This is a genomic window from Peiella sedimenti (assembly GCF_030504955.1).
GTDB lineage: Bacteria > Pseudomonadota > Alphaproteobacteria > Caulobacterales > Caulobacteraceae > Brevundimonas > Brevundimonas sedimenti.
In genome coordinates, this window is sequence record NZ_JAUKTR010000006.1 from 71,829 (window position 1) to 94,959 (window position 23,131).

The window sequence follows — 23,131 nt, forward strand, 5'->3', positions numbered from 1 at the left end:
GTGAGGGGCCGGGCGGGCTAAGCCAGCGCCATGCCCAAGCTGACCACCGCCGCCGATCCGAACAGCGCCGCCTTCAAGGCTCTGGACGCTCACAACCGCGCCCTTGCCGACGACCTACGCGAGAGGGTCGTCAAGGCCGCCCTTGGTGGGCCGGAGGCCAGCCGCGAACGTCACGTCAAGCGGGGCAAGCTGTTGCCGCGCGACCGGGTGGAGCGCCTGCTCGATCCGGGCTCGCCCTTTCTCGAGATCGGTCAGCTGGCGGCGAACGGTGTCTACAGAGACAAATCAGGCGCGGACGAGGCGCCTGGCGCCGGCATGATCTGCGGTATCGGCCGCGTCTCGGGCCGCGAGGTGATGATCGTCGCCAACGATCCGACGGTGAAGGGCGGGGCCTACTTCCCCCTGACGGTCAAGAAGCACCTGCGCGCCCAGGAGATCGCCGAACAGAACCGGCTGCCCTGCGTTTATCTGGTGGATTCAGGCGGGGCGAACCTGCCGCACCAGGCCGAGGTCTTCCCTGACCGCGACCATTTCGGCCGCATCTTCTTCAACCAGGCGCGCATGAGCGCCCAGGAGATCCCTCAGATCGCCTGCGTCATGGGCAGCTGCACCGCCGGCGGGGCCTATGTGCCCGCCATGTCGGACGAGACGGTCATCGTCAGGAACCAGGGCACCATCTTCCTGGCCGGCCCGCCCCTGGTGAAGGCGGCCACGGGCGAGGTCATCTCGGCCGAGGAGCTGGGCGGGGCCGAGACCCACGGGCGCAAGTCCGGCGTGGTCGACCACGTTGCCGAAAACGACGAGCACGCGCTTCAGATCGTGCGCGACATCGTCGCCGGACTGAACACGGTCAAGGCGGTGGAGCTGGACGTGACCGAACCGGTCCCGCCCGCCCTCGATCCGGAAGGGCTGTACGGGATCATCCCCGACGACGTGCGCGCCCCCTATGATGTGCGCGAGGTCATCGCCCGCATCGTCGACGGCTCTGAGTTCCAGGAGTTCAAGGCGCTATACGGCACGACCCTGGTCTGCGGCTTCGCCCGCATCTGGGGCATGCCGGTGGCCATCCTGGCCAACAACGGGGTGCTGTTCTCGGAAAGCGCGCAGAAGGGCGCCCACTTCATCGAACTGGCCTGCAAGCGGCGCATTCCGCTGGTCTTCCTGCAGAACATCTCGGGCTTCATGGTGGGCGGCAAGTACGAGGCCGAGGGCATCGCCAAGCACGGCGCCAAGATGGTCACCGCCGTCGCCTCCGCCGAGGTGCCCAAGTTCACCGTGCTGATCGGCGGCAGCTTCGGCGCCGGCAACTACGGCATGTGCGGCCGGGCCTATTCGCCCCGGTTCCTCTTCACCTGGCCCAATAGCCGGATTTCGGTGATGGGCGGCGAGCAGGCCGCTAGCGTTCTGGCCACCGTCAAACGCGACGCCATGGAGGCCAAGGGCGAGACCTGGAGCGCGGAGGCCGAGGCCGAGTTCAAGGCCCCCATCCGCCAGCGCTATGAGGACGAGGGCAGCCCCTACTACGCCACCGCGCGCCTGTGGGACGACGGCGTCATCGACCCGGTCCAGACACGGGACGTGCTGGGCCTGGCCATCTCGGCCTCGCTCAACGCCCCGATCCCCGAGACCCAGTTCGGCGTGTTCAGGATGTAAAGTGGGCCTGCGTTAAGCGCGAGATCGTCGTGACGGCGGTTCAAAGGGTCAGGAGGAACAAGTGCGTCTGCACCTACCGCTGCCATTGTTCTTGTTGCGCCCAATCGTCAGGAAGAATCCTTGGCTTCTGGGGGACGATTTCTCCACACGTCGAAACACGACCATTGATCTTGGCCTATTCGGATTGGAGGTCGAGGCGGAGATGGAGCTTCTGCCAGAACAGAAGTCGCGGCTCCGGGCCGAGGCTCATGCGGGCACCCTGTTCCGTTGATCTTCCAACTCAGCGCTTGGCCTAACCTCTCGTCGCCCGGGCCGAGCAATCGCTCCGCAACACCTTCTCTATCGCCCTCCCCTTGGCCACCTCGTCCACCAGTTTGTCCAGGTGGCGGACCTCGCGCATGAAGGGGTCCTCGATCTCCTCGACCCGATGGCCGCAGATCACGCCGGTGATCAGGAAGCGGTTCGGGTTCATGGCCGGCGCCTGATCAAAGAAGGCCTCGAACGTCGTCCCGTCGGCCAGCAGGGCCTCCAGCTTGCTCTGCGAATAGCCGGTCAGCCAGCGCGTGACCTCGTCCACCTCGGACTTGCCGCGCCCCTTCTTCTCGGCCTTGGCGATGTAATGCCTGTAGACGGACGCCACGCTCATCTTCTTCAGGCGTTCGGCGGCGCTGACCGCCATGGCTAGCGCCCCGCGCCCAGTTCGAGCGCCAGGATCGGGTCGGTGCCTTCCACCTCGGCGCCGCGTCGAATCTCGACCGTTCCCGTGCCGTCGCGGGCGGCGTTGATCACATAGGTGAAGCGGCCCCTCGGGAAGAGGTAGCTGTCGGCCGCGCCCGTTCCCATCACCTCGCCGCCACGCAGCTCCAGCGAAGGGGTCGAGCTGCGCTGGCCGCCGTCCGGCCTGACCGGCTGGGCAGTATCGGCGTCGGCGAAATTGAAGCTGCGGAAAACTAGGCCTGAGCCCGCCTCGTCGGTGATCAGAACGGTGCGGTGGCCGGTCACGGCCATCAGCCGCGTATTGGCCAGCCAGCGGCATTCCAGCTCCTGATCCGCCAGCCGAACGCTGGTGACGGGCGGGGTGGTGGCGCTGTTCGGATCGGCCAGCACGCCGACACTGAGCCTGCGGATATGGCCGGCCTCGGCGCCGTCCAGCGTCAGCGAGCGGAAGACGCTGCCCGCGGCGCCTTCCTCAGCTCCCAGCTCATAGGCCTGGGCCGTGACCCGATCGGGTGCGGTCTTGTCGATGCGCCGGATGCGCACCTGATCGCCCACCGGCTGCTCGGCGATCAGAACGACCGGCTGGTTGATCGCGTCGCAGATGAACCAGGCCGGCGCGCTGAGGGCGGGGAGGGGCTGGGTCACGTCCTCGGCGGGCGTGGGCGCCGGGTCGCCGGCGCCGTCCGGCTGCGCGGGCTGGCAGCCCGCTAGGGTCAGTGTGGTCGACAGAGCCGTGATGACGCCGATCCGTGACATGCCTGACCTTCTCATCAGCGGCCTGGGCGGAGTAGATAAGGCCCATGACCAATCCTATCGTTGATCCGCTGGTTGAGAACCCCACGCCGGGCGTGGACCTGGAATCGGGCGGCCCGGTGCTGCTGGACGCCAGCCCGTCGGGCGTAGCCTTCGTCACCATCAACCGCCCCGCCAAGAAGAACGCCTTCAACGCCGAGACCATCAACGCCCTGCGGGAGGCGTTCGAGACCCTGCACGGCGCGGACCACGTGCGGGTGGTCTTCCTGCGCGGCGCGGGCGGGACCTTCTGCGCGGGCGCCGACCTGGAATGGATGCGCGACGCGGTCGAGTGGTCAGAGAGCGACAACCGCACCGACGCCATGGAGCTGGCGCTGATGCTGAAGGCGCTGCGCGACGTGCCGGCCCTGACCTGCGCCATCGTGGAGGGCGCGGCCATGGGCGGGGGCGCGGGCCTGGTGGCCGCCTGCGACATGGCCGTGGCGGTGGACGGGGCCAAGTTCGCCTTTTCCGAGGTGCGGCTGGGCCTGATCCCAGCCACCATCGCGCCCTATGTGATCGAGGCGGTGGGCCCTCGCACCGCACGTCGCCTGTTCACCTCGGCCAATGTCTTTGATGCCGAGGCTGCGCGTGACTTCGGGCTGGTGGATGCGGTGTTGCCTGAAGCCTCGTCGATCCAGGGCTTCGTGGATCAGCTGTCGTCCCTGACCAGCGCCTGCGCGCCGGGCGCGGTGGGCGACGCCAAGCGCCTGGTCAACGACATCGCCGGCAAGCCGCTGGATCACGATCTCATGCACGAGACCGCCCGCTGCATCGCGCGCGCCCGCGTCTCGGACGAGGGGCAGGAAGGCGTGCGCGCCTTTCTGGAGCGCCGCAAGCCTAGCTGGTTCGTCTGATCCATGGCCGCGGAGGGGGGTGCGGCCGCACCGAAGCCGAAACGGACGCGGCGGGCGGCCAAGCCTAAGGGGCCTGCTTGCGCCAACTGCGGGACCGAGCTGGTCGGCGCCTACTGCCATGGCTGCGGGCAGAAGGCGCACCTGCATGACCGCCTCAGCCACCTTTTCGAAGAACTGATCGAAGGCATCGCCCATTTCGACGGCCGCATCTGGAAGACCTTGCCGCGGCTGGCGATCGACCCCGGCGGACTGTCGCGCGACTGGATCGCCGGAAAGCGGACGCGTTACGTGGCGCCGCTGCACCTGTTTCTGTTCGCGGTCTTTCTGTTGTTCCTGATCCCGACGGTCACGGGTCAGCGCCTGATCGACTTCGGAGAGGCCTCGCGGATCGAGCGCACAGAAGGCGTGGATCAGGGCGGGCTCACCTTCAGGCTCGACACCGGCGAGGAGGGGCAGGGACAGCCGGTCGTCGCTGAAAACCGCATGCCGACCGAAGCCGAGATCGCTGAGGCGCCCTGGCTGGTGCGGGCCGTGGTGAAAGGCGTGAGCAAGCTCACATCTGATCCGCACTATTACGGCTATAAGATTGAAACTCTTGCCTATAAGCTGTCCTTTCTGCTGGTGCCCCTGTCCATGGGCGTCTTGGCCCTGCTGATGCTCTTCAAGCGGGAGGTGACCGCCTATCGGCACGGGGTAGTGTCGCTGTACGGCCTGGCCTTCGCGGTGCTGGTCATCATCCTTCTGGTGCTGCTGCCCTCGCCGGTGTCGGGCTGGCTGTTCTGGCCGGCGATGATCTTCCTCATGGTCCACGCGGTCCGCCACCTGAAGGACGCCTATCCCATCTCGTGGCCCGGAGCGGTGCTGAGGGGCCTGTTCCTGGCCATCATGACCGCCACGGTGTTCGGTCTGTTCATCGCAGGCGTAGTCGCGCTGGGCGTGGCGGGTTAAGAGGCGCCCATGTTCACCTCCGTCCTGGTCGCCAATCGCGGCGAGATCGCCTGCCGCGTCTTTCGCACCGCCCGCGCCATGGGCATTCGCACGGTCGCCGTCTATTCCGAGGCTGACGCCGACGCCCTGCACGTGCGCGAGGCCGATGAGGCCGTCCTGATCGGCCCGGCCGCGGCCCGCGAATCCTATCTGGTCCCTGAGAAGATTCTGGCCGCCGCGAAGCAGACCGGCGCGGAGGCCATCCACCCGGGCTACGGCTTCCTGTCCGAGAACGCGGAGTTCGCCGAAGCGGTGACCAAGGCCGGGCTGGTCTGGATCGGCCCGCCGCCCTCAGCCATCCGCGCCATGGGCCTGAAGGACGCCGCCAAAGACCTGATGGACAAGGCTGGCGTGCCCGTGACGCCGGGCTATCTGGGCGCCGACCAGTCGGAAAAGACCCTGGCCGCCGAGGCCGCGCGCATCGGCTATCCGGTGCTGATCAAGGCCGTGGCCGGGGGCGGCGGCAAGGGCATGAAGCGCGTGGACCGGGCCGAGGACTTCCTCGCCGGCCTCACCAGCGCCCAGCGTGAGGCCAAGGCGGCCTTCGGCGACGACCGGGTGCTGCTGGAGACCTACATCACCCGCCCGCGCCATATCGAGGTGCAGGTGTTCGGGGACGGGCAGGGCAATGTGGTCCACCTGTTCGAGCGCGACTGCTCGCTGCAGCGCCGCCACCAGAAGGTCATCGAGGAGGCCCCGGCGCCGGGCATGGACGCCAAGACGCGCGAGGCCGTCACCTCCGCCGCCGTCCGCGCCGCCAAGGCCGTGAACTATGTGGGCGCCGGCACGGTGGAGTTCATCGCCGACGCGTCGGAGGGCCTGAAGCCGGACCGGGTCTGGTTCATGGAGATGAACACCCGGCTCCAGGTGGAGCATCCGGTCACCGAAGCCGTCACCGGCGTCGATCTGGTCGAATGGCAGTTTCGCGTTGCCGCCGGCGAGCCTCTGCCGCTGAAGCAGGACGAGATCACCCTGAACGGCTGGGCCATGGAGGCCCGCCTCTACGCCGAGGACCCTGAGAACGGCTTCCTGCCCTCCATCGGCGCCCTGAACCATTTCGTTCTGCCGCCCGCTGATGATCCCCTCGATCTCGAGGGGGACGAGAAGGCGACGCTGCGCGTCGACGCCGGCGTGGAGGAGGGCGGAGAGGTCAGCCAGTTCTATGACCCCATGATCGCCAAGCTGATCGTCCACGCCGAGACGCGCGAGGGCGCCGCCACACATCTGGCGGACGCCTGCCGCGAGGTGGAGGTCTGGCCGATCCGCACCAACGCCGCTTTTCTGGCGCGGTGCCTGGATCATCCGCGCTTTGTGGCCGGCGATGTGGACACGGCCTTCATCGGCGCTGAGGGCGAGACGCTTCTGGCGCCTTGGACTCTGGACGAGGCGGGGGCCGCCGCAGCGGCTGGAGCCCTGCTGCGACAGGGGCTAGAGGCGTTCGCGGATCCGGACGATCCATGGCACGGCGCCTCGGCTGCGAGCGGATTCCGTCTGAACGCCCGGCCGGGCTTCAGCATCCCCGTCCGGGCCGAAGGTTTCACGCATACGGTTCGAGTGGACGCGGCGGCCGACGGCGGATGGCGGGTGAATGTCGAGGGGGAGTCGCAGACCCTGTCCTTCTTCCCCGGCGACAGCGCCCAGGAGGACTGGTTCCGGCCCTCAGTGACGCTCGCGCCCGACCAGCCGCCCGTCAGCTATGCCTGGATGCCTGAGGAGCAGGCCGTTGTCCTGTTCCGCGAGGGCCGCGCCTGGCGCATCGACGCCCGTCCAAGGGCTGCGGCCGCCGCCGCCGCCTCGGACGGCTCTCTCCGCGCGCCCATGCCGGGCAAGATCGTCGCCGTTCCGGCCAAGCCCGGCGATAAGGTGGGCAAGGGCGCGCCGGTGATCGTGCTTGAAGCCATGAAGATGGAGCACGCCCTGACCGCCCCCTTCGCCGGGGTGGTGGCCGAGGTCTCCGCCTCGGTGGGCGATCAGGTGACCGACGGCGCGGTGCTGGCGGTGGTGGAACGCGAGCCTGACGCTTAACTCAGGCCTTGGCCGCCCAAGGGTTCGGTCTCGATGTGAGTGTCGAAGCCGGCGATCAACGGCCGGCCCCGCGCGATCGCGTCCCGCACTTGGGGCAGCTCCAGCGAAGCGCGATGGCTGTCGGCGGAGTCCCATACCTCAGTGACCCAGAGGGCGTCCGCGTCGGCCGGGTCGCGCGCGACGATATAGCTGAGGCAGCCCGGCATGCCGCCGGTGCCCTCGAGAAGAATTGCGGCCAATTCGTCGCGCCGCCCGGGCTGTGCGCGCATCCTGCCGATGAGTCCGTACATGCTCGTCTCTCCGAGGGACGTGGGGGCAAGGCCGCACAGGGCCAGGCCCAGCCCAGCGGCCAGCGTTTCGCGGCGGTTGCTCTGCATGCCCACAGACTAGCGCCTCAGCGGCGTTTCGTCCGCCGTGACGTGAGCCGATTCCGTGTTAAGGCGCGGCCATGCCGCTCCATCTGATCAAGCTGTGCGTGGGCGTCTCTGACGTCGCCTGGCTGGAGAGCCGAGCCCGGCGGGGCGGCGAGCTGATCGTGCATACGCGCATGACGCCCAAGCGCGCCGCCGAGGTCGAGGAAGGCGGCTCCCTCTACTGGGTGATCAAGGGTCAGGTGGCCTGTCGCCAGCCCATCGCGTCGATCGACACCAGGGGCGAGGGCAAGGCCTCGCGCTGCGAAATCCGGCTGGAGCCCGTGGTCATCCGCACCGCGCCGCTGGGCCGGCGGCCCTTCCAGGGCTGGCGCTATCTGGAGGCCAAGGACGCGCCGGTGGACTTGTCTCGCGCCGAAGCCACCGACCTGCCTGATGATCTGGTGCGCGAGTTGCGCGAACTCGGGGCCTGGTAGGCGGCTACATTCCCGGAACCGCGCCGGCCGCAATGGCTTCATCGACGCAGGCGCCCAGGGCCGTGTCATGGGCCCCGGCGTCTCGCGCCTTGGCGGCGCGCACGGCGGTCAGGGCGCGTTGAGCGCCATCGTCGCTGAGCTGCGCCCGCTCGCTCCACCAGTCACGAATGAACCAGCTGGGCCCGGCGACATGGCCCGTCGCGGCCGACTCCTCGATCATCAGCTCCATGGCGCCGAGGCAGTAGACGGCCTTGGGCAGCGTTTCTTCGCCAGGGCTTCGGGCGATGGGCAGATCCCGCTGCTGGCGATAGGCGGCCAGGAAGGCCTGCGGCTCGACGGGAGGGGTCCACGCGCCGCCGCCTAGGGGGGTCGTGCAAACCATCTTCAGGACGTGTCGGGCGAGGGCGTTGGACGGCGGCGTCCATCGCGTGCCCGTTCCATTGGTGGTGGGCTCGCCCGCAGCGTTGAAGTAGTGCGCCTCGTCCAGACGCGAAAGTCCGTCGGCGCAGTTCACCGTATGCCGCATGGTCCAGTAGGCGGAACCGTCCTGCCGGTCCCGCGGCTCAAAGAAGATAGACGCGTAGGTGGCTTCATCGCCCTCGCGCCGGATGGTGGACAGGTCCACGAGCTTCACGCCGGTCCAGGTCCCGGCGTCCGGAACCTGACGCACGGCGCCGTTTGCGGAGATCGATCGCTGCAGCGCCGCCTCGGTGTCCTCGGCTCGCCAGCCAGACGCCTGCGCCTCGTCGGCGGCGGCAAGCGCCAGCCTCCATTGACCCTGAGCGGCGGCCGTCCGTCCCAGCTCGGCATAGGCGTCGCCCAGATCCGCATGGAAGATGGGATCGATCGCCAGCGTGTGGTGGCCCGGACCCGTCAACCCCTCCAGAATTTCCGCCGCATCGCCATAGCGGCCCTGTCGGAAACGCAGCCAGGCGCGCGCGTGCTCGACCCACCGCCGCTCGGATCCCCGGGCGGCCTCGGCGACGCCGTCGAGCTCAGACTCAAGCGCCGCCAACTCGGGCTGGAAGTCCAGCGCGCGCTGGTCCACCCGCTGGCGCCAGGCGCGCGTGCAGGCGACGATGTCGGCATCCGCGGCGCAGGAGAACCGAGGCGCTTCCGTCGTAGGAGCGGCTGATCCGCCCAAGGCAACGATCGCGACGGCGAGAGCAAGCATGACGAACTCCGACAACTAAACGCTCAAGCTGTTGAACGTGGACGGATTTTCGCGTGACCGCAACCGCTTATCCGGCGAAGGAGTAGGCGGTCTTGGTCTGCGTGTAGAACTCGACGGCGGCGAAACCCTGCTCGCGCGGACCATAGCTGGAGCCCTTCGTGCCGCCGAAGGGCACGTGATAGTCGACGCCCGCTGTCGGCAGATTGACCATCACCATCCCCGCGCGGCTGTACCGTTGAAAATGCCGTGCGTGCTTCAGCGAGGTCGTGCAGATGCCCGAGGACAGGCCGAATACGGATGCGTTGGCCGCTTCCAGCGCCTCCTCGTAGGTCCTCACCCGGATGATGGAGGCGACGGGGCCGAACACCTCCTCGCGGTTAATGCGCATGTCCGGCGTGGTCTCGCTGAGGATGGCCGGCGTCATGTAGAGGCCGTCGGTGCGTCCCTGGGTGCGCTCACCGCCACAGACCAGCCGGCCGCCCTCGGCCTGGGCGATGCGGACATAGTCCAGGTTCTGCTCCAGTTGGCTGGCGTTGGCCACCGGCCCCATCTGGGTTTCGGGGTCGAGGGCGTGGCCGACCTTCAGCGCCCGCGCCCGCTCGGCCAGCGCCTCGACAAAGCGGTCGTGAACGCCCTCCTGAACGATCAGCCGGCTGGAGGCAGTGCAGCGCTGACCCGTGGCGAAGAAGGCGCCGTCCAGAGCCACGCTCACGGCGCGGTCCAGATCAGCGTCATCCAGCACCACCAGCGGGTTCTTGCCGCCCATTTCCAGCTGTACCCGCGCCTGGCGCGCCATGCAGGCGGCGGCCACCTGGGCGCCCACGCCCTGGGAGCCGGTGAAGGAGACGCCGTCGATGTCCCTGTGCGCGGCGATGGCGGCGCCGACGCGGCCAGGGCCTATCACCAGGCCGAATACGCCCTTGGGCAGGCCCGCCTCGACCAGCACCTCCGCCAGGGCGGCGGCGGTGGCCGGGGTCGTGCCGGCCGGCTTCATGACCACGGCGTTGCCGAAGGCGAGGGCCGGCGCCGCCTTCCAGGCCGGAATGGCGATTGGGAAGTTCCAGGGCGTGATCAGGCCGAAGACGCCCACGGCCTGGCGATAGGTCTGCACTTCGACGGCGGGCCGCACGGACTCCAGGTTCTGACCGTGGCGGCGCAGGGCCTCGCCCGCGAAATACTTCAGCACCCGGCCCGCGCGCGCCGTTTCGCCGACGGCCTCGGCCAGGGTTTTGCCTTCCTCCCGCGCCAGCAGGCGACCGATCCTGTCCTTCCGTTCCAACAGCAGCGTCCCGGCCCGGTCCAGCACGTCGGAGCGCAGTTCCGGCGAGGCGTCAGCCCAGGCCGGCTGCGCCGCCCGCGCGGCGGCCACGGCGGCCTCCACCTCCTCCACGCCACCGTCGGGTTGCAGCGCCACCAACTCGCTCAGATCCGAAGGGCTTCGCACCTCGCGCTCGGCCGGGGCGTCGATCCATTCGCCGCCGATCAGGTGTCGCAAGGTCAGGGGGGCGTCGTCGGCCATGGCCGCTCCTTCGGGCGAAACAGGTTCGGACCCGTCATGGCCCCGCGGCGCGCGGCGGGCAAGACCGCCCTTGGCGGCGCGAAGGCGAGCCGCTATCTCTGATGTGCATCGTCAAAGGAGACGCGCCCAATGCCCGATCTGGCCCAGACCACCGATTACATCCGCCAGCGCGTGGGCGAGGATTCCGGCCTCGGCAAGAGCGTGAAGCTGGACTTCGGGCCCGAGGGCGTCATCCACATCGACGGCGCCTCGACGCCCAATCAGGTGACGAACGAGGACAAGCCGGCTGACGCCACCATCTCTATGGCCTGGGACGATTTCATCGCCCTGTCCGAGGGGCGGCTGGACCCGATGATGGCCTTCATGCAGGGCAAGATGAAGATCCAGGGCGACATGATGCTGGCCCAGCGGCTGGCGCCGCTGCTTAAGGGCTGAGCAAGCCTTACGCCTCGGCCTGCTGGCCGACGCGGCTGTCTTCCGTTGGATCGCCCATCAGATCCACGAGCCGCCGGCGCGCCCTGTGAACACGGCTCTTGATGGTGCCCACGGCGCAGCCTGAAATCTCGGCGGCCTCTTCGTACGAGAGGCCCGCGGCGCCCACGAGAATGATCGCCTCGCGATGCTCGGGCGGCAGACGCTGCAGCGCCACGCGCAGCTCGGTGACGGAGACGCCCCAGTCCTGATTGGCCTCGGTGGTCAGCCCGGCCGCATGCTCGCCGTCCTCATCGGCTACTTCGCGCCGGCGCTTAGCCACGGTCGAGTACCAGGTGTTGCGCAGGATGGTGAAAAGCCAGGCGCGAAGGTTCGTGCCTGGCTCGAAGCGGTCGCGGGCGCTCCACGCCTTGACCATGGTGTCCTGAACGAGATCGTCCGCATCCGCCCCGGAGCGCGCCAGGGTCCATGCAAAGGCGCGCAGCGAGGGCAGTTGCGCCTCGAAGTCGCGCCGCCACTGCTCCCGATCGAGCCGACGCCGCGTAGTGGGCGCGGAATAGCGACGCTCGGTTTCAATGGTTTGAAGGGAAGGGGGCATTCGACGCCTTACGCTGCACTCCTCTTTCCGAACGCCATGGCGTCGGCCCCGTTCCGCCGAGGCGACTAGATCAAAACGGGAACAATCGCTAAGCTTGCGCGTTCAGGCGCCGGTGGAGCAGAGGGGAAGGCAATGAGAGCACTGAACAGGGCGCGCGGATTTTGAACGCGCCTCTCACCTCCCTGTGTCCAGGCTGGACCGTCAGCCTTGATGAGTATCGGCGCGTGCGTGCATGTACCGAAGCCTTGGCGAGGCCGCTGTCCGACGAGGACTGCGTCGCCCAATCGATGCCGGATGCGAGCCCGGTCAAATGGCATCTGGCGCACACCACCTGGTTCTTCGAGCGGGTGGTCCTGGCCAAGACCGGGCGCGCCGTCGATCCCATCCATGACCGCCTCTTCAACTCGTACTACGAGGCCGTGGGCGAGCGCGTGGCGCGCCCCTCTCGAGGCCTGCTGACCCGCCCCTCCCGAGCCGAGGTCATGGCGTATCGGGCGCGAGTCGACGAGGCTATGGCCGACTTGCTCAGCCGGCCGGCTCCTGCAGGTGAGCTGGATGGGCTGGTGCAGCTGGGCCTCCAACACGAGCAGCAGCACCAGGAGTTGATCCTGACAGACGTGCTGCACCTGTTTTCCTGCTCTCCCCTTGAGCCGGCCTATGGGCCGGCGCCCAGGCTGCAAGCCGCGACAGGCGAGGGGCGGTTCCTCGCGATCGAGGGCGGCGTGTACCCGGTGGGAGCCGATCACGTCGGCTTCGCCTACGACAACGAGCAGCCGAGACACGACGCTCTGGTCCGAGATTTCGAGATCAGCGACCGGCTGGTGACCAACGGCGAGTGGCTGGCCTTCATGGAGGACGGGGGCTATCGGCGGCCCGAGCTCTGGCTGTCGGACGGGTGGGCGGCGGTCCAGTCGGAAAACTGGCGCGCGCCGGGCTACTGGCGTCGGGACGACGGGGACTGGAGCCAGTTCACTCTGCAGGGTCGGGCGCCCATCGATCCGTCGCTGCCGGTTTCGCACATCAGCTTCTACGAGGCGGACGCCTTCGCGCGGTGGGCCGGCAAGCGCCTGCCGACAGAGTTCGAGTGGGAAGTGGCGGCGTCGAAGGCCGGGCTGTGCCAGGTTTACGACGGCGTCTGGCAGTGGACCGCCTCGGCTTATACGCCCTATCCGGGGTTCCAGCCCGAGCCCGGCGTAGTCGCCGAGTACAACGGCAAGTTCATGTGCAATCAGATGGTGGCGCGGGGCGGCTCCTTCGCCACGTCGCCCGGGCATACGCGCGCCACTTATCGAACCTTCTTCTATCCGCATCAGCGCTGGCAGTTCCTGGGACTGCGGCTGGCCGCCGATCGGCAGCGACCGGCCCGCCGGCCCCAGCCGGACGACTTCACCGCGGCCCTGATCGAGGGCCTGTCGGCCTCGCCAAAGACCCTGTCGCCCAAGTGGCTGTACGACGCCCGCGGCTCAGAGCTGTTCGAGCAGATCACGGATCTGGCCGAGTATTATCCGACGCGCACCGAGACGGCGCTGCTCCGGCGTATCGCGCCCGAGATCGCCGCCCGGCTGGGGTCGGGGGCGACGCTCATCGAACTGGGCAGCGGGGCCAGCGAGAAGACGCGTCTGCTGCTCGACGCCGCGCCGCAGGTCAGCCGCTACATCCCCATCGACATTAGCCCCTCGGCGCTGGAGGCGGCCGCCGAAGCCCTTCGCCGCGACTATCCCGATCTGGAGGTGGCGCCGGTGGAGGCGGACTTCACGCGCGACGTGCCGCGCGTAAATGCGGCGAGTGACCGGTTGGTTTTCTTCCCGGGCTCGACGATCGGCAACTTCCAGCCTGACGAGGCCGCAGCCTTATTGACGCGCGCCCGCAAGGCGGCCGGCGAGGGGGCGTGGATGGTGCTGGGGGTCGACCTGGTCAAGGACGTGAGCGTCCTGGAAGCCGCCTACGACGATGCCCGGGGCGTCACTGCGGCCTTCAACATGAACCTGCTGGAGCGGGCCAATCGGGAGACGGGGGCCGACTTCGACCTCGCCCGCTTCAAGCATCGGGCCGTGTGGAACGCCGACCTCAAACGCATCGAGATGCATCTGGTCAGCCTGACGGATCAGACTGTCAGCGTCGCGGGGCGCAGCTTCCGTTTCGCCAGAGGCGAGAGCCTTCACAGCGAAAGCTCCCACAAGTTCGAGCGCGTTGATCTCGAACGGCTGGCGCACCAGGGCGGCTGGTCGGTCGAGCGGGTCTGGACCGACCCGAAGGACTGGTTCGCGCTCGCCCTGCTGCGCGCCTGAGAGGGAGCGGCCTTACTGGCCGCCGTTGCGCCCGTCTTCGCGCGCGCCCCGGCGTCGCGTGCCGGTCGACGCCTCTCCGCCCTTGCGCCCGGCGGCGGCCGCCAGGTTGCGATCCTGAGAGAAGCTGCGCTTCTCGCTGGGGACGCTGGCGCCGCCCTTGCGGGCGATCTCGCGCTGCCGTTCCGGATCCATCGAGGCGAAGCCTCGACGCGACACTCCAGATCGTTGATTCGTTTGCCCTTCGGCCATCTCGAAGCTCCCTGAGGGGTGTGTTCGAGGGGCGTAACCCCGACTCGGCGAAGGTGGTTCCGGCCAGAGCGCCACTATTGATGGGGCCCATGGACGCAGGCGCCGCTCTGCGAGTCCGGTCCGACCCGGGGCCGGGGTCTCGCGCAATCTTGCTAACAAGCCTGCTAAACAGCCCGGCCGTAGTCGTTCCGGGCGCGAAGTCCGTGGATGGATCGCGGCATGCCGGGCGGTCGAGCTTGAACCGGGGGCGATGGCCTCCACATACTCTTCAAGAGAGTCGCCCGTTTGGCGACGCCTGAGCCCAGGCTGGAGCGTGTCGCGTCAGAACCAGGCTGCGGGGCGGGCGTTAGCCTGCCGACGGAGAATGAGAGCCTATGTCTGAGTCCCAAATCCTGCCGGTCCTGCCGCTCCGGGACATCGTCGTCTTCCCGCATATGGTCGTGCCGCTGTTCGTAGGCCGCGAGAAGTCGGTGCGCGCCCTGGACGCCGTAATGCGCGGCGACAAGCAGATCCTGCTGGCCACGCAGATGAACTCCGCGGACGATGAGCCTGATCCCAAGGCCATTTATGGCGTAGGCGTGCTGGCGACGGTGCTCCAGCTGCTGAAGCTGCCGGACGGCACGGTCAAGGTGCTGGTCGAAGGCCGCCGCCGCGCTCAGGTGGTCGGCTTCACCGAACGGGACGAGTTCTTCGAAGCCGAGGTCCGCGACCTTGAGGAAGACCCGGGCGCGCCGGAAGAGGCCGAAGCCCTGTCTCGCGCTGTGATCGAGCAGTTCGAGAACTACGTGAAGCTGAACAAGAAGGTCCCGCCTGAGGCCCTTCAGGCCACGCCCCAGATCACCGATCCGGCCAAGCTGGCCGATTCTATCGCGGCGCACCTGTCGGTGAAGATCGCCGACAAGCAGGCGCTGCTGGAGGAGCCCTCAGCTCCGCGCCGGCTTGAGCGCATTTATGGCCTCATCGAGGGTGAGATCAGCGTCCTTCAGGTCGAGAAGAAGATTCGCAGCCGCGTGAAGCGCCAGATGGAGCGCACCCAGCGCGAATACTATCTGAACGAGCAGATGAAGGCGATCCAGCGCGAGCTGGGCGAGACCGACGACCAGCGCGACGAAATCCTCGAGCTGGAAAAGCGCATCCGCAAGACCAAGCTGTCCAAGGAGGCGCGCGCCAAGGCCGAGGCCGAGGTCAAGAAGCTGCGCAACATGAGCCCCATGTCGGCGGAGTCGACGGTCGTGCGGAACTATCTCGACTGGCTGCTGTCGATTCCGTGGGGCAAGGCCAAGCCGAAGAAGATCGACCTGGCCAAGGCCGAGGAGATCCTCGACGAGGACCATTACGGGCTAGAGAAGGTCAAGGAGCGCATCCTTGAGTATCTGGCCGTGCAGGCGCGCACCAACAGCCTGAAGGGCCCGATCCTGTGCCTGGTCGGTCCGCCTGGCGTCGGCAAGACCTCGCTGGGCCGCTCGATCGCCAAGGCCACGGGCCGCGAGTTCGTGCGCCTGTCGCTGGGCGGGGTGCGCGACGAGGCCGAGATCCGCGGTCACCGCCGCACCTATATCGGCTCGATGCCTGGCCGCGTGATCCAGTCAATGAAGAAGGCCAAGGCCGTCGATCCGTTCTTCCTGCTGGACGAAATCGACAAGATGGGCGCCGACTATCGTGGCGATCCGGCCTCGGCGCTGCTCGAGGTGCTGGACCCGGCCCAGAACTCCACCTTCGCCGACCATTATCTGGAGGTGGACTACGATCTGTCCCAGACGATGTTCGTCACCACCGCCAACAGCCTGAACATGCCCCAGCCCCTGCTGGACCGCATGGAGATCATCCGCATCGCCGGTTATACCGAGGATGAGAAGGTCGAGATCGCCAAGCGCCACATCCTGCCCAAGCTGGCCAAGGATCACGGCCTGACCGACGCGGAGTGGATCGTTCCGGAGAAGGCGATCCGCGACCTGATCCGCTACTACACGCGGGAGGCCGGCGTACGCTCGCTCGAGCGCGAGCTGGGCGCTCTGGCGCGCAAGGCGGTCCGTGATCTGGCGCGCGAAAAGCTCACTTCGATCACCATCGACGACGAGCGTCTGGCCAAGTACGCGGGCGTCAAGAAGTACCGCTACGGCGAGACGGACGCCGAGGATCAGGTGGGCATCGTAACGGGCCTGGCCTGGACCGAGTTCGGTGGAGACATTCTGACCATCGAAGCCATCAAGATGCCGGGCCGCGGCCGAATGACTGTGACCGGCAACCTGAAGGAGGTCATGAAGGAGTCGATCTCTGCGGCCGCGTCCTATGTGCGCGCCCGCGCGCTCAGCTTCGGCGTGAAGCCGCCGGTGTTCGAGAAGACCGACATTCACGTGCACGTGCCGGACGGCGCGACGCCCAAGGACGGCCCCTCCGCCGGCGTGGCCATGACCGTGGCCATGGTCTCGGTCCTGACAGGGGTGCCTATCCGCAAGGATATCGCCATGACCGGCGAGATCACCCTGCGTGGACGGGTGACCGCCATCGGCGGCCTGAAGGAAAAGCTTCTCGCGGCCCTCCGCGCCGGGGTGAAGACGGTGCTGATCCCGGAAGAGAACGAAAAGGATCTGGCCGACGTGCCACAGAACGTGAAGGACGCGCTTGAGATCGTGCCGATCTCGACCGCCGACGAGGCGTTGAAGTGGGCTCTGACCGGCACCCTGGCGCCGGTGGAATGGGACGAAGCGGCCGAGCCCCTGCCGCCCGCGACGCCGCCCCTGGGCGGTCCGGAAGCCGCGATCAGCCACTAAGCAGCGCATCGCTTGTGGAAATTCCTAAGAAAGAGGCCGCTTGCGGCCTCTTTCCCTTTTGACGCGAGGGAAAAAGCCGTCTCTTATGCCTGCACAGCGAAGGCGTAGCCGAGTCGTCGGGGGACGGCCGGGCGCCGATAATCAGGGCTGGGAGAACAAGATGACGAAAGCGGAACTCATCGCCTCTGTGGCGGACAAGGCCGGCATCAGCCGCGATCAGGCCAAAAAGGCCGTCGACGCCTTCACCGACAGCGTGGTCGACTCTCTGAAGAATGGTCAGGACGTGCGTCTGGTCGGCTTCGGCACCTTCGCCGCCGTGACCCGCAAGGCGGGCACCGCGCGCAACCCGCGCACGGGCGAGACCGTGAACCGTCCGGCTTCCAAGACGGCGCGTTTCCGGGTCGGCGAGGGCCTGAAGAGCGCGCTGAACGGCCGCTAAGTCAGACCAGTCCTTCTGGACAGGCGGGGCGCGGACGGTTACGTCCGCGCCCTTCGCTTTTGGGCGGATAGCTCAGCGGTAGAGCGTCTCGTTTACACCGAGAGGGTCGGGGGTTCGATCCCCTCTCCGCCCACCACGGACCGAAATCGATTGAGTTGGACCTGCTCCAACGAGGCTCAGATTTCGGTCCAGAACTTAGTGAGAGCCTGATGCACGGCATCGGCGGAATCGCGAAGCGATTCCACCTCAACCGATCAGGCTCCAGAAAAAGGCCCCGGCGTCGCCGCCGGGGCCTTCGTCATTCCGGGGAGGAAAAACGGACTACCAGATCCAGACCTGGGGGATCACGTCGATGACATAGCCGTCGAAGCGGTCGACGAGCAGAATGTCATTGTTGACGAAGATCCACATGGTTCCCGGCGGCGGGTAGGGCAGGCCGAACAGGCCCAGATCCCGTACCTGGTACTGCCAGAAGTAGCTGGGGACGTAGTCGCCCTCGCGGAACCGCATGCCCCAGTAGGCGCGCGGCACGTTGTAGTAGCCGTACCCCGGCGCGAAATAGAAGTTCAGCCGAAGACCGGTGAAGCCGCGCCAGGCCGAATGCCTCCGCCACCAGTCGCGGCTGTGTCGCCGCTCCCAGTCGCGCCGCCAGTGGTCACGGTTCCAGCGCCGATGCAGCTCGTCCCGATTACGGCGCCGCTGCTCCCAGCGATCACCGCGCCCGTCGCGGTCACGATCCCAGCGACCATCGCGGTCGCCGCGTCCGTCACGATCCCAGCCGCCGGGGCGATCTCCGCGACCATCGCGGTCGCCGCGTCCGTCACGATCCCAGCCGCCGGGGCGTCCGTCGCGACCATCGCGGTCCCCGCGTCCGTCACGATCCCAGCCGCCGGGGCGATCTCCGCCACCATCGCGGTCGCCGCGTCCGTCACGATCCCAGCCGCCGGGGCGATCTCTGCGGCCATCGCGGTCGCCGCGTCCGTCACGATCCCTGTCGCCGGGGCGATCTCCGCGGCCATCGCGGTCGCCGCGTCCGTCACGATCCCTGTCGCCAGGGCGCTCCCCGCGATCGCGCCGGTCGCCGGGACGGTCGGGCTGGCCTGGATTGGCGGGCCTGTCGGGGCGCTCCCCACGACGCTCGTCGCGACGCTCTTGGCGGTTTTCACGCCGTTCCTGGCGGGGCTGCGGGGGCGGGGGCGGCTGATCCGCCTCGGCTGAGGGGGGCGGGCTCGGATTTTCCTGGCGCCGGCCCTCGCGGCGTTCGCCACGACGCTCGCCCCGATCCTGGGCGGCGGCCTCCACCATGGGGGCGGTCATGACGGCGAGCGACACGGCCGTAAGCAGAACCTTCTTCATTTCGTCTACTCCAACGGTCCCCCTCAATGCGGCGACCTTGAAACGAAAGGTGAGCCGCGCGCCATGAACCGAAGCTGAACGTTAACGGGCAGGCTGAACGGCCACGAAAAAGGCCCGGCGACCGCAGCCGCCGGGCCCTCCTGGTTTGATCGCGCCGTCAGTACACGTCGAACAGGATGTCCGCGATGACGCCGGTCGCCAGGGCGATCAGCACGATGTCGTTGTCGACATGCACCCAGCGATAGCCGCGGGGCGCCGGCCGCAGACCATAGAAGTAGGGATCACGCACATAATAGCTGCGGTAGGCGTAGGGCACAACGGCTCCGCGGCGCCACCGATAGCCGTAATAGCGCGGCTCCACCCGATGATAACCGTAGCCGGGCGCATACCAGTAGCCGCTGCGCCGGCCGTTGTAGTGGCGGAACTCCGAGCGGCCGCGCCACCATTCGCGGTTGTTGCGGTCCCAACGGTCTTCGCGACGATCCCAGCGGTCTTCCCGACGGTCCCACCGATCTTCACGGCGATCCCAGCGGTCCTCACGGCGGTCCCAGCGGCCCCCGTCGTGCCGGGCGTCGCGCCGGTCTTCCCGGCGGTCCCAGCGGTCCTCACGACGGTCCCAACGGTCCTCGCGGCGATCACGGCGATCCTCGCGCCGGTCGCGGCGATCGTCCCGTGACTGGGCCTCCGCCATCATCGGCACGGCCGTCGTCGCCAGAACCAGACCGACTATGGCCGCCTTGGTCAGCTTCTTCATCTTGGCCTCCTAAGAACACTCAACGGCCGCGGGCGGCCATTAACCCTAGCTCAGGCTTCAGAGCCTGAACCTCGCCTGAACGGCGAATTCAGGTTGCGGAGCCGCGCCCGGCTTCCGACATCAGGCGCGCACATGAGGAGATGCGCCGATGACCCAGCCGATGCAGCTCTGGTACTGGCCGACGCCGAATGGCTGGAAGATCACCATCGCTCTCGAGGAAATGGAGCTCCCGTACGAGGTCGCGCCGGTGAACATCGGACGCGGGGACCAGTTCAGTGCGGCGTTCCAGGCTGTCAGCCCGAACGGCCGCATGCCTGCCCTGGTCGACCCGACCGCAGAGGGCGGGCCGCTGTCGATTTTCGAGAGCGGAGCCATTCTGCAGCATCTGGGGCGGATCTCGGGCCGGTTCTATCCGCAGGAGACGCGCGCCCGCGCTGAGGTCGAGCAGTGGCTGTTCTGGCAGATGGGCGGACTTGGGCCGATGGCCGGTCAGGCGCATCATTTCCGCAGCTACGCCCGCGCCATGACGGATGACCAGCGGCACCTGGCCTATGGCGTGCGGCGCTATACGAACGAGGTGAACCGTCTTTATGGCGTTCTGGACCGCCGGCTGGAGAGCCGCGAGTTCATCGCGGGCGACTACTCCATCGCGGATATGGCGATCTGGCCTTGGATCCTGCCCAAGGCCCAAGGGCAAAGCCTGGAGGACTTTCCTCACATGAAGGCCTGGCACGAACGGGTCGGCGCCCGCCCCGCCGTGCAGAAGGGCCGTGCGGTGGGCAAGGAGCTGCGGCGTGATCTTGCGGCTTCAGGGACGGAGGCCGAGGCGGCGCGGCGGATGCTGTTCGGTCAGCGAGCGCAAAGGTGAACCGTTGATTTCCGAACTCTTTCGCGGCCCTTAACAGTATAAATTCGCTTCACTTTTGCTTTACGAAAAACATTGGCTGTAAACGCGCCGATTAACCCTGCCTTCACTGGCGGGGCGTTTCATCCTCCACAAGAGGGCCGCAGAAGCGGCGTGGAGGACCGACGATGCAAGCGCACGAGGACCAGGCTGAAGGCCTGCCCCTGCCGACCCCCGAGATGAGCGGGGACGAGCTGTTCAAGCTGGGCATGATGTATTCGACCGGCCAGGGCGGCGCGCCCATGGACCTGGTCTCGGCTCACATGATCTTCAACCTGGCCGCCATGAAGGGCTCGGTCGAAGCCAAGGTCTATCGCCATGAGCTGTCGCGCGAGATGGAGCGTGAAGACGTGGCTGAGGCGCAGCGCGCCGCCCGCCGCTGGCTGGACGCCGGCTCGGCCCGGCTGGTCGCCTGATTATCTGTACGGATCGTTCAGCGAATAGCTGAATCCGATGGGCAGGGCGTCGCGGATCTGGCTCATGAAAGCCGCCAGCTCGCCCAGCCCCGAGCGGCTGACATAAAGAATGTCGAAGCGGCGCAGCGCCACGTTCTCGGGCGTGCGTCCCGACAGGTCCACCTTCCTCAGCATGCGACGGTCGCCGACGCCGCGCCGGATCAGGGCCACCTCTCCGCGGTTGGCCGAGGGGCGAAAGCCGCCCGCCATGATGACAGCCTGCAGCGCGTCGATGTCGCCGGGCATGTCGTAGACGCCCGGCTGGCCGACCTCGCCGCCGACGAACACCTTCAGCGGCCCGGCCTCGCGCAGGGACACCTCCACGATGGGCCGCACCAGCTGCGTGGCGTAGGCGTCCGACAGATCGGCCTGAAGCTCCGCCAGGGTGCGGTCAGCGGCCATGACCTGGCCGATAAGGGGCATGGCGATGCGGCCGTCCGGCCCCACGCGCGGCTGTTGGTTCAGCTCGGTGGCCGTGGGCAGACGCACGTCGATCTGGTCGCCGGGGTAGAGACGATATTCCGGCTCAGCCTCGCTCCAGTCCGCGAACGGGATGTCGACGAAGCCCTGCGAGCGGTCGCGCTCTTCGGCTCCGAAATCGGGCAGCAGTCCTGGGCGGCGATGGCCCGCCGGCAGGGGCATGCGAGAGCCGCCGCTGGCGCAGGCGGCCAGGGGAGCCGCCGCGAGCAGGAGCACAAGCTGTCGCCGTCCAAGAAGCATGACGCCGAGCCTTCTGCCGGAATGGGTAACTCAAGGTTAACGCGAACCATCCGAGGGTGCGTCGTCAGTTGCTTCGGGTCAGGAATCCCATGCGGTCCAGCGCCGTTTATCCAGGCGAAGGCGGCTATTCGCGGGCGGGCCCGGTGTGGTCCCGGCCCCGCTATGGAATCGGCGACCTGATCGGCCTGACGCTGCGCCAGCTGCCGCTGATGATTGTGGTCTTCCTGGCGCTGTTCGTTTTGGGCGCGGGCGCGGCCCTGATGCTGCCCAAGACCTACACCGCGGGCGCCAGCCTGTTTGTCCGCCTTGGGCAGGAATACGTCTATGAGCCGCGCGCCGGCGACGCCGCGCGGGGCGCCATCCCCGCGATCGACGACGTGGTCCAGTCCGAGGTCGCGATCCTGAACAGCCGCGATCTGCATCTGCGCGTGATCCGCACCCTGGGCCTGGCCGCCTTTGATCCTGAGCTGGAGACGCGCGCCCAGGGCGGCGACGCTGCTCGCGCCCTCGCCGAGGACCAGGCGCTGCGCATGATGCGCCAGGGGCTTGAGGTCTCGACGGCCCCGGAGTCGGGCACCATGCATCTGGCCTTCAAGCACGAGCGGCCGGATTCGGCGGCCCTGATCCTGAACAAGCTGATCGAGACCTACCTGGCCTACCGGCTCGAGGTCTTCGCTGACGACGGGCGGCGCTACAGTGTTCAGCGCACGGCCATCGAGGACCGTCTGCGCAACGCCGACGACGCCTACGCGCGCTTCCTGCAGACCAACGGCATCGGCGATTTCGCGGCGGCCAAGGCGGCGGCGACCAGCACCTACCAGACCGTCTTCGGCGAGCGGGCCTCGGTTCAGAGCCTCCTGGAGCAGAGCGAGGGGCGACTCAACACCCTGCGGGCCCAGCTGGCCGGCGTCCCGCCTCAGATCACCTTGCAGCAGGACTTGAACCTCAGCGCCTCGGACCAGCTGCTGCAGCTGCGCACGGAGCGCGAGCAGCTGCTGTCGCGCTACCTTCCCACGTCCCAGCCCGTGCGCGACATTGAGGCCCGCATCGCCCAGCTGGACCAGTACGTCCAGGGCGGAACCTCGGTCGGGACTCGCGACATGCGGCTCGGCCCCAATCCCGTCTGGCAGGATCTGGAGGGCGCGCGCATCCGCGAGGAGGCTGAGCGTGACGCTCTGGTTCGCCGCCGCGCCGCGCTTGACGCGCAGCTGGCTCAGCTGAATGCGCGCCTGGCCGAGCTTACGGACCTGGAATCCCGCAACGTTTCCCTGGCCGCTGAGCGAGACGTGCTTCAGTCAAACATCCGCGAGTTCGCCGCCCGCGAGGCCCAGACCCGCGCTTCGGCTGATCTGGCCCGGGCCGGCGACAGCAATGTGGTGGTCATCGAGCGCGCGGCGCCCCCCTCTCGCGGGACCAGCCTGAAAAGGCCCGCCCTGGCCCTGGCCTTCCTCTTCGCCGCCTTCACCGCCCTTTGCGTGGGGCTTGGGCGTGTCCTGATGCGGCGCAACTTCCAGACGGCGGGCTCGGCGGGTCGGACGCTGGCCATGCCTGTGCTGGCCGTGGCCCCGGACAAACGATGAGGCGGCGCAAGCGC

22 protein-coding genes and 1 tRNA gene are annotated in these 23,131 nt (G+C 67.9%); 13 read left to right on the forward strand and 10 right to left on the reverse strand.

Going from position 1 to position 23,131, the window contains the following annotated elements; genetic code table 11:
- Positions 1–30 precede the first annotated feature (30 nt).
- Positions 31–1,653 carry a carboxyl transferase domain-containing protein gene (locus Q0812_RS12820; RefSeq protein ID WP_302110744.1) on the forward strand — a complete coding sequence of 541 codons (1,623 nt, stop codon included), beginning with the start codon at positions 31–33 and terminating at the stop codon, positions 1,651–1,653.
- Positions 1,654–1,945: 292 nt separating this feature from the next.
- Here the strand turns inward: Q0812_RS12820 and Q0812_RS12825 are convergent, their stop codons facing one another.
- Together Q0812_RS12825 and Q0812_RS12830 are read right to left on the reverse strand one after the other, a co-directional pair.
- A complete protein-coding gene (locus Q0812_RS12825) occupies positions 1,946–2,332 on the reverse strand; it encodes a DUF2200 domain-containing protein (RefSeq protein WP_302110745.1) in 387 nt (128 codons plus the stop codon).
- A 2-nt stretch (positions 2,333–2,334) separates the two neighbouring features.
- The gene (locus tag Q0812_RS12830; protein ID WP_302110746.1) at positions 2,335–3,126 is read right to left on the reverse strand and encodes a hypothetical protein; all 792 of its coding nucleotides are present in this window, start codon (positions 3,124–3,126) and stop codon (positions 2,335–2,337) included.
- 44 nt (positions 3,127–3,170) lie between these two features.
- Here Q0812_RS12830 and Q0812_RS12835 point away from each other — a divergent pair, with 44 nt between their 5' ends.
- From Q0812_RS12835 to Q0812_RS12845, 3 genes are read left to right on the forward strand one after another with little or no spacing between them, the layout of a single operon-like run.
- Complete coding sequence (locus tag Q0812_RS12835; protein WP_302110747.1) at positions 3,171–4,019, forward strand: enoyl-CoA hydratase-related protein; 849 nt, start codon at positions 3,171–3,173, stop codon at positions 4,017–4,019.
- A 3-nt stretch (positions 4,020–4,022) separates the two neighbouring features.
- The gene (locus Q0812_RS12840) at positions 4,023–4,967 is read left to right on the forward strand and encodes a DUF3667 domain-containing protein (RefSeq protein WP_302110748.1); all 945 of its coding nucleotides are present in this window, start codon (positions 4,023–4,025) and stop codon (positions 4,965–4,967) included.
- Between the two features lie 9 nt (positions 4,968–4,976).
- Positions 4,977–7,031, forward strand: coding sequence for an ATP-binding protein (locus Q0812_RS12845; RefSeq protein WP_302110749.1), 2,055 nt, complete (start codon positions 4,977–4,979; stop codon positions 7,029–7,031).
- Here Q0812_RS12845 and Q0812_RS12850 read toward each other — a convergent pair.
- On the reverse strand, positions 7,028–7,408 hold the full coding sequence (locus Q0812_RS12850) for a putative quinol monooxygenase (protein WP_302110750.1): 381 nt from the start codon (positions 7,406–7,408) through the stop codon (positions 7,028–7,030). The two genes, Q0812_RS12845 and Q0812_RS12850, sit on opposite strands and share 4 nt — an antisense overlap.
- Before the next feature lie 71 nt (positions 7,409–7,479).
- On the opposite strand from Q0812_RS12850, the gene Q0812_RS12855 reads away from it, so the two are divergent.
- Positions 7,480–7,878 carry a DUF1489 family protein gene (locus tag Q0812_RS12855; RefSeq protein ID WP_302110751.1) on the forward strand — a complete coding sequence of 133 codons (399 nt, stop codon included), beginning with the start codon at positions 7,480–7,482 and terminating at the stop codon, positions 7,876–7,878.
- A 4-nt stretch (positions 7,879–7,882) separates the two neighbouring features.
- Here the strand turns inward: Q0812_RS12855 and Q0812_RS12860 are convergent, their stop codons facing one another.
- Positions 7,883–9,052, reverse strand: a complete 1,170-nt coding sequence (locus Q0812_RS12860) for a hypothetical protein (protein WP_302110752.1) — start codon at positions 9,050–9,052, stop codon at positions 7,883–7,885.
- A 67-nt stretch (positions 9,053–9,119) separates the two neighbouring features.
- A complete protein-coding gene (locus Q0812_RS12865; protein ID WP_302110753.1) occupies positions 9,120–10,571 on the reverse strand; it encodes an aldehyde dehydrogenase family protein in 1,452 nt (483 codons plus the stop codon).
- Between the two features lie 129 nt (positions 10,572–10,700).
- Between Q0812_RS12865 and Q0812_RS12870 the strand changes: the two genes are divergently transcribed.
- A complete protein-coding gene (locus Q0812_RS12870) occupies positions 10,701–11,006 on the forward strand; it encodes an SCP2 sterol-binding domain-containing protein (RefSeq protein ID WP_302110754.1) in 306 nt (101 codons plus the stop codon).
- Positions 11,007–11,013: 7 nt separating this feature from the next.
- Here the strand turns inward: Q0812_RS12870 and Q0812_RS12875 are convergent, their stop codons facing one another.
- Positions 11,014–11,601 carry a sigma-70 family RNA polymerase sigma factor gene (locus Q0812_RS12875; RefSeq protein ID WP_302110755.1) on the reverse strand — a complete coding sequence of 196 codons (588 nt, stop codon included), beginning with the start codon at positions 11,599–11,601 and terminating at the stop codon, positions 11,014–11,016.
- Positions 11,602–11,762: 161 nt separating this feature from the next.
- Between Q0812_RS12875 and egtB the strand changes: the two genes are divergently transcribed.
- Positions 11,763–13,889, forward strand: coding sequence for an ergothioneine biosynthesis protein EgtB (egtB, locus tag Q0812_RS12880; RefSeq protein ID WP_302110756.1), 2,127 nt, complete (start codon positions 11,763–11,765; stop codon positions 13,887–13,889).
- 12 nt (positions 13,890–13,901) lie between these two features.
- On the opposite strand, the gene Q0812_RS12885 is transcribed toward egtB, so the two are convergent.
- Complete coding sequence (locus tag Q0812_RS12885) at positions 13,902–14,138, reverse strand: con-10 family general stress protein (RefSeq protein WP_302110757.1); 237 nt, start codon at positions 14,136–14,138, stop codon at positions 13,902–13,904.
- A gap of 374 nt (positions 14,139–14,512) precedes the next feature.
- Here Q0812_RS12885 and lon point away from each other — a divergent pair, with 374 nt between their 5' ends.
- The 3 genes from lon (at position 14,513) to Q0812_RS12900 (ending at position 17,484) form a co-directional block, all read left to right on the forward strand.
- Positions 14,513–16,909, forward strand: a complete 2,397-nt coding sequence (gene lon / locus Q0812_RS12890) for an endopeptidase La (RefSeq protein ID WP_302110758.1) — start codon at positions 14,513–14,515, stop codon at positions 16,907–16,909.
- A 160-nt stretch (positions 16,910–17,069) separates the two neighbouring features.
- Positions 17,070–17,348: an HU family DNA-binding protein gene (locus Q0812_RS12895; RefSeq protein ID WP_302110759.1), complete on the forward strand. Its 279-nt coding sequence runs from the start codon at positions 17,070–17,072 to the stop codon at positions 17,346–17,348.
- Between the two features lie 61 nt (positions 17,349–17,409).
- A tRNA-Val gene (locus Q0812_RS12900) sits at positions 17,410–17,484 on the forward strand.
- Positions 17,485–17,669: 185 nt separating this feature from the next.
- Here the strand turns inward: Q0812_RS12900 and Q0812_RS12905 are convergent.
- Together Q0812_RS12905 and Q0812_RS12910 are read right to left on the reverse strand one after the other, a co-directional pair.
- Positions 17,670–18,704 (reverse strand): RcnB family protein, encoded by a 1,035-nt coding sequence (locus Q0812_RS12905; RefSeq protein ID WP_302110760.1) that lies wholly within the window; start codon positions 18,702–18,704, stop codon positions 17,670–17,672.
- A 157-nt stretch (positions 18,705–18,861) separates the two neighbouring features.
- Positions 18,862–19,458 carry an RcnB family protein gene (locus Q0812_RS12910; RefSeq protein WP_302110761.1) on the reverse strand — a complete coding sequence of 199 codons (597 nt, stop codon included), beginning with the start codon at positions 19,456–19,458 and terminating at the stop codon, positions 18,862–18,864.
- A gap of 148 nt (positions 19,459–19,606) precedes the next feature.
- Between Q0812_RS12910 and Q0812_RS12915 the strand changes: the two genes are divergently transcribed.
- Together Q0812_RS12915 and Q0812_RS12920 are read left to right on the forward strand one after the other, a co-directional pair.
- A complete protein-coding gene (locus tag Q0812_RS12915) occupies positions 19,607–20,326 on the forward strand; it encodes a glutathione S-transferase N-terminal domain-containing protein (RefSeq protein WP_302110762.1) in 720 nt (239 codons plus the stop codon).
- A gap of 164 nt (positions 20,327–20,490) precedes the next feature.
- The gene (locus Q0812_RS12920; RefSeq protein ID WP_302110763.1) at positions 20,491–20,778 is read left to right on the forward strand and encodes a sel1 repeat family protein; all 288 of its coding nucleotides are present in this window, start codon (positions 20,491–20,493) and stop codon (positions 20,776–20,778) included.
- Here Q0812_RS12920 and Q0812_RS12925 read toward each other — a convergent pair whose 3' ends face one another.
- Positions 20,779–21,537 carry a polysaccharide biosynthesis/export family protein gene (locus Q0812_RS12925; RefSeq protein WP_302110764.1) on the reverse strand — a complete coding sequence of 253 codons (759 nt, stop codon included), beginning with the start codon at positions 21,535–21,537 and terminating at the stop codon, positions 20,779–20,781.
- An 89-nt stretch (positions 21,538–21,626) separates the two neighbouring features.
- On the opposite strand from Q0812_RS12925, the gene Q0812_RS12930 reads away from it, so the two are divergent.
- Positions 21,627–23,117 carry a GumC family protein gene (locus Q0812_RS12930; protein ID WP_302110765.1) on the forward strand — a complete coding sequence of 497 codons (1,491 nt, stop codon included), beginning with the start codon at positions 21,627–21,629 and terminating at the stop codon, positions 23,115–23,117.
- Positions 23,118–23,131: the final 14 nt, after the last annotated feature.

Bases quoted from the DNA above. Each gene is read 5' to 3' on its own strand.
- Q0812_RS12820 (WP_302110744.1), top strand. From the start codon at position 31: ATGCCCAAGCTGACCACCGCCGCCGATCCGAACAGCGCCGCCTTCAAG.
- Q0812_RS12825 (WP_302110745.1), bottom strand. From the start codon at position 2,332: ATGGCGGTCAGCGCCGCCGAACGCCTGAAGAAGATGAGCGTGGCGTCC.
- Q0812_RS12830 (WP_302110746.1), bottom strand. From the start codon at position 3,126: ATGTCACGGATCGGCGTCATCACGGCTCTGTCGACCACACTGACCCTA.
- Q0812_RS12835 (WP_302110747.1), top strand. From the start codon at position 3,171: ATGACCAATCCTATCGTTGATCCGCTGGTTGAGAACCCCACGCCGGGC.
- Q0812_RS12840 (WP_302110748.1), top strand. From the start codon at position 4,023: ATGGCCGCGGAGGGGGGTGCGGCCGCACCGAAGCCGAAACGGACGCGG.
- Q0812_RS12845 (WP_302110749.1), top strand. From the start codon at position 4,977: ATGTTCACCTCCGTCCTGGTCGCCAATCGCGGCGAGATCGCCTGCCGC.
- Q0812_RS12850 (WP_302110750.1), bottom strand. From the start codon at position 7,408: ATGCAGAGCAACCGCCGCGAAACGCTGGCCGCTGGGCTGGGCCTGGCC.
- Q0812_RS12855 (WP_302110751.1), top strand. From the start codon at position 7,480: ATGCCGCTCCATCTGATCAAGCTGTGCGTGGGCGTCTCTGACGTCGCC.
- Q0812_RS12860 (WP_302110752.1), bottom strand. From the start codon at position 9,052: ATGCTTGCTCTCGCCGTCGCGATCGTTGCCTTGGGCGGATCAGCCGCT.
- Q0812_RS12865 (WP_302110753.1), bottom strand. From the start codon at position 10,571: ATGGCCGACGACGCCCCCCTGACCTTGCGACACCTGATCGGCGGCGAA.
- Q0812_RS12870 (WP_302110754.1), top strand. From the start codon at position 10,701: ATGCCCGATCTGGCCCAGACCACCGATTACATCCGCCAGCGCGTGGGC.
- Q0812_RS12875 (WP_302110755.1), bottom strand. From the start codon at position 11,601: ATGCCCCCTTCCCTTCAAACCATTGAAACCGAGCGTCGCTATTCCGCG.
- Q0812_RS12885 (WP_302110757.1), bottom strand. From the start codon at position 14,138: ATGGCCGAAGGGCAAACGAATCAACGATCTGGAGTGTCGCGTCGAGGC.
- lon (WP_302110758.1), top strand. From the start codon at position 14,513: ATGTCTGAGTCCCAAATCCTGCCGGTCCTGCCGCTCCGGGACATCGTC.
- Q0812_RS12895 (WP_302110759.1), top strand. From the start codon at position 17,070: ATGACGAAAGCGGAACTCATCGCCTCTGTGGCGGACAAGGCCGGCATC.
- Q0812_RS12905 (WP_302110760.1), bottom strand. From the start codon at position 18,704: ATGAAGAAGGTTCTGCTTACGGCCGTGTCGCTCGCCGTCATGACCGCC.
- Q0812_RS12910 (WP_302110761.1), bottom strand. From the start codon at position 19,458: ATGAAGAAGCTGACCAAGGCGGCCATAGTCGGTCTGGTTCTGGCGACG.
- Q0812_RS12915 (WP_302110762.1), top strand. From the start codon at position 19,607: ATGACCCAGCCGATGCAGCTCTGGTACTGGCCGACGCCGAATGGCTGG.
- Q0812_RS12920 (WP_302110763.1), top strand. From the start codon at position 20,491: ATGCAAGCGCACGAGGACCAGGCTGAAGGCCTGCCCCTGCCGACCCCC.
- Q0812_RS12925 (WP_302110764.1), bottom strand. From the start codon at position 21,537: ATGCTTCTTGGACGGCGACAGCTTGTGCTCCTGCTCGCGGCGGCTCCC.
- Q0812_RS12930 (WP_302110765.1), top strand. From the start codon at position 21,627: ATGCGGTCCAGCGCCGTTTATCCAGGCGAAGGCGGCTATTCGCGGGCG.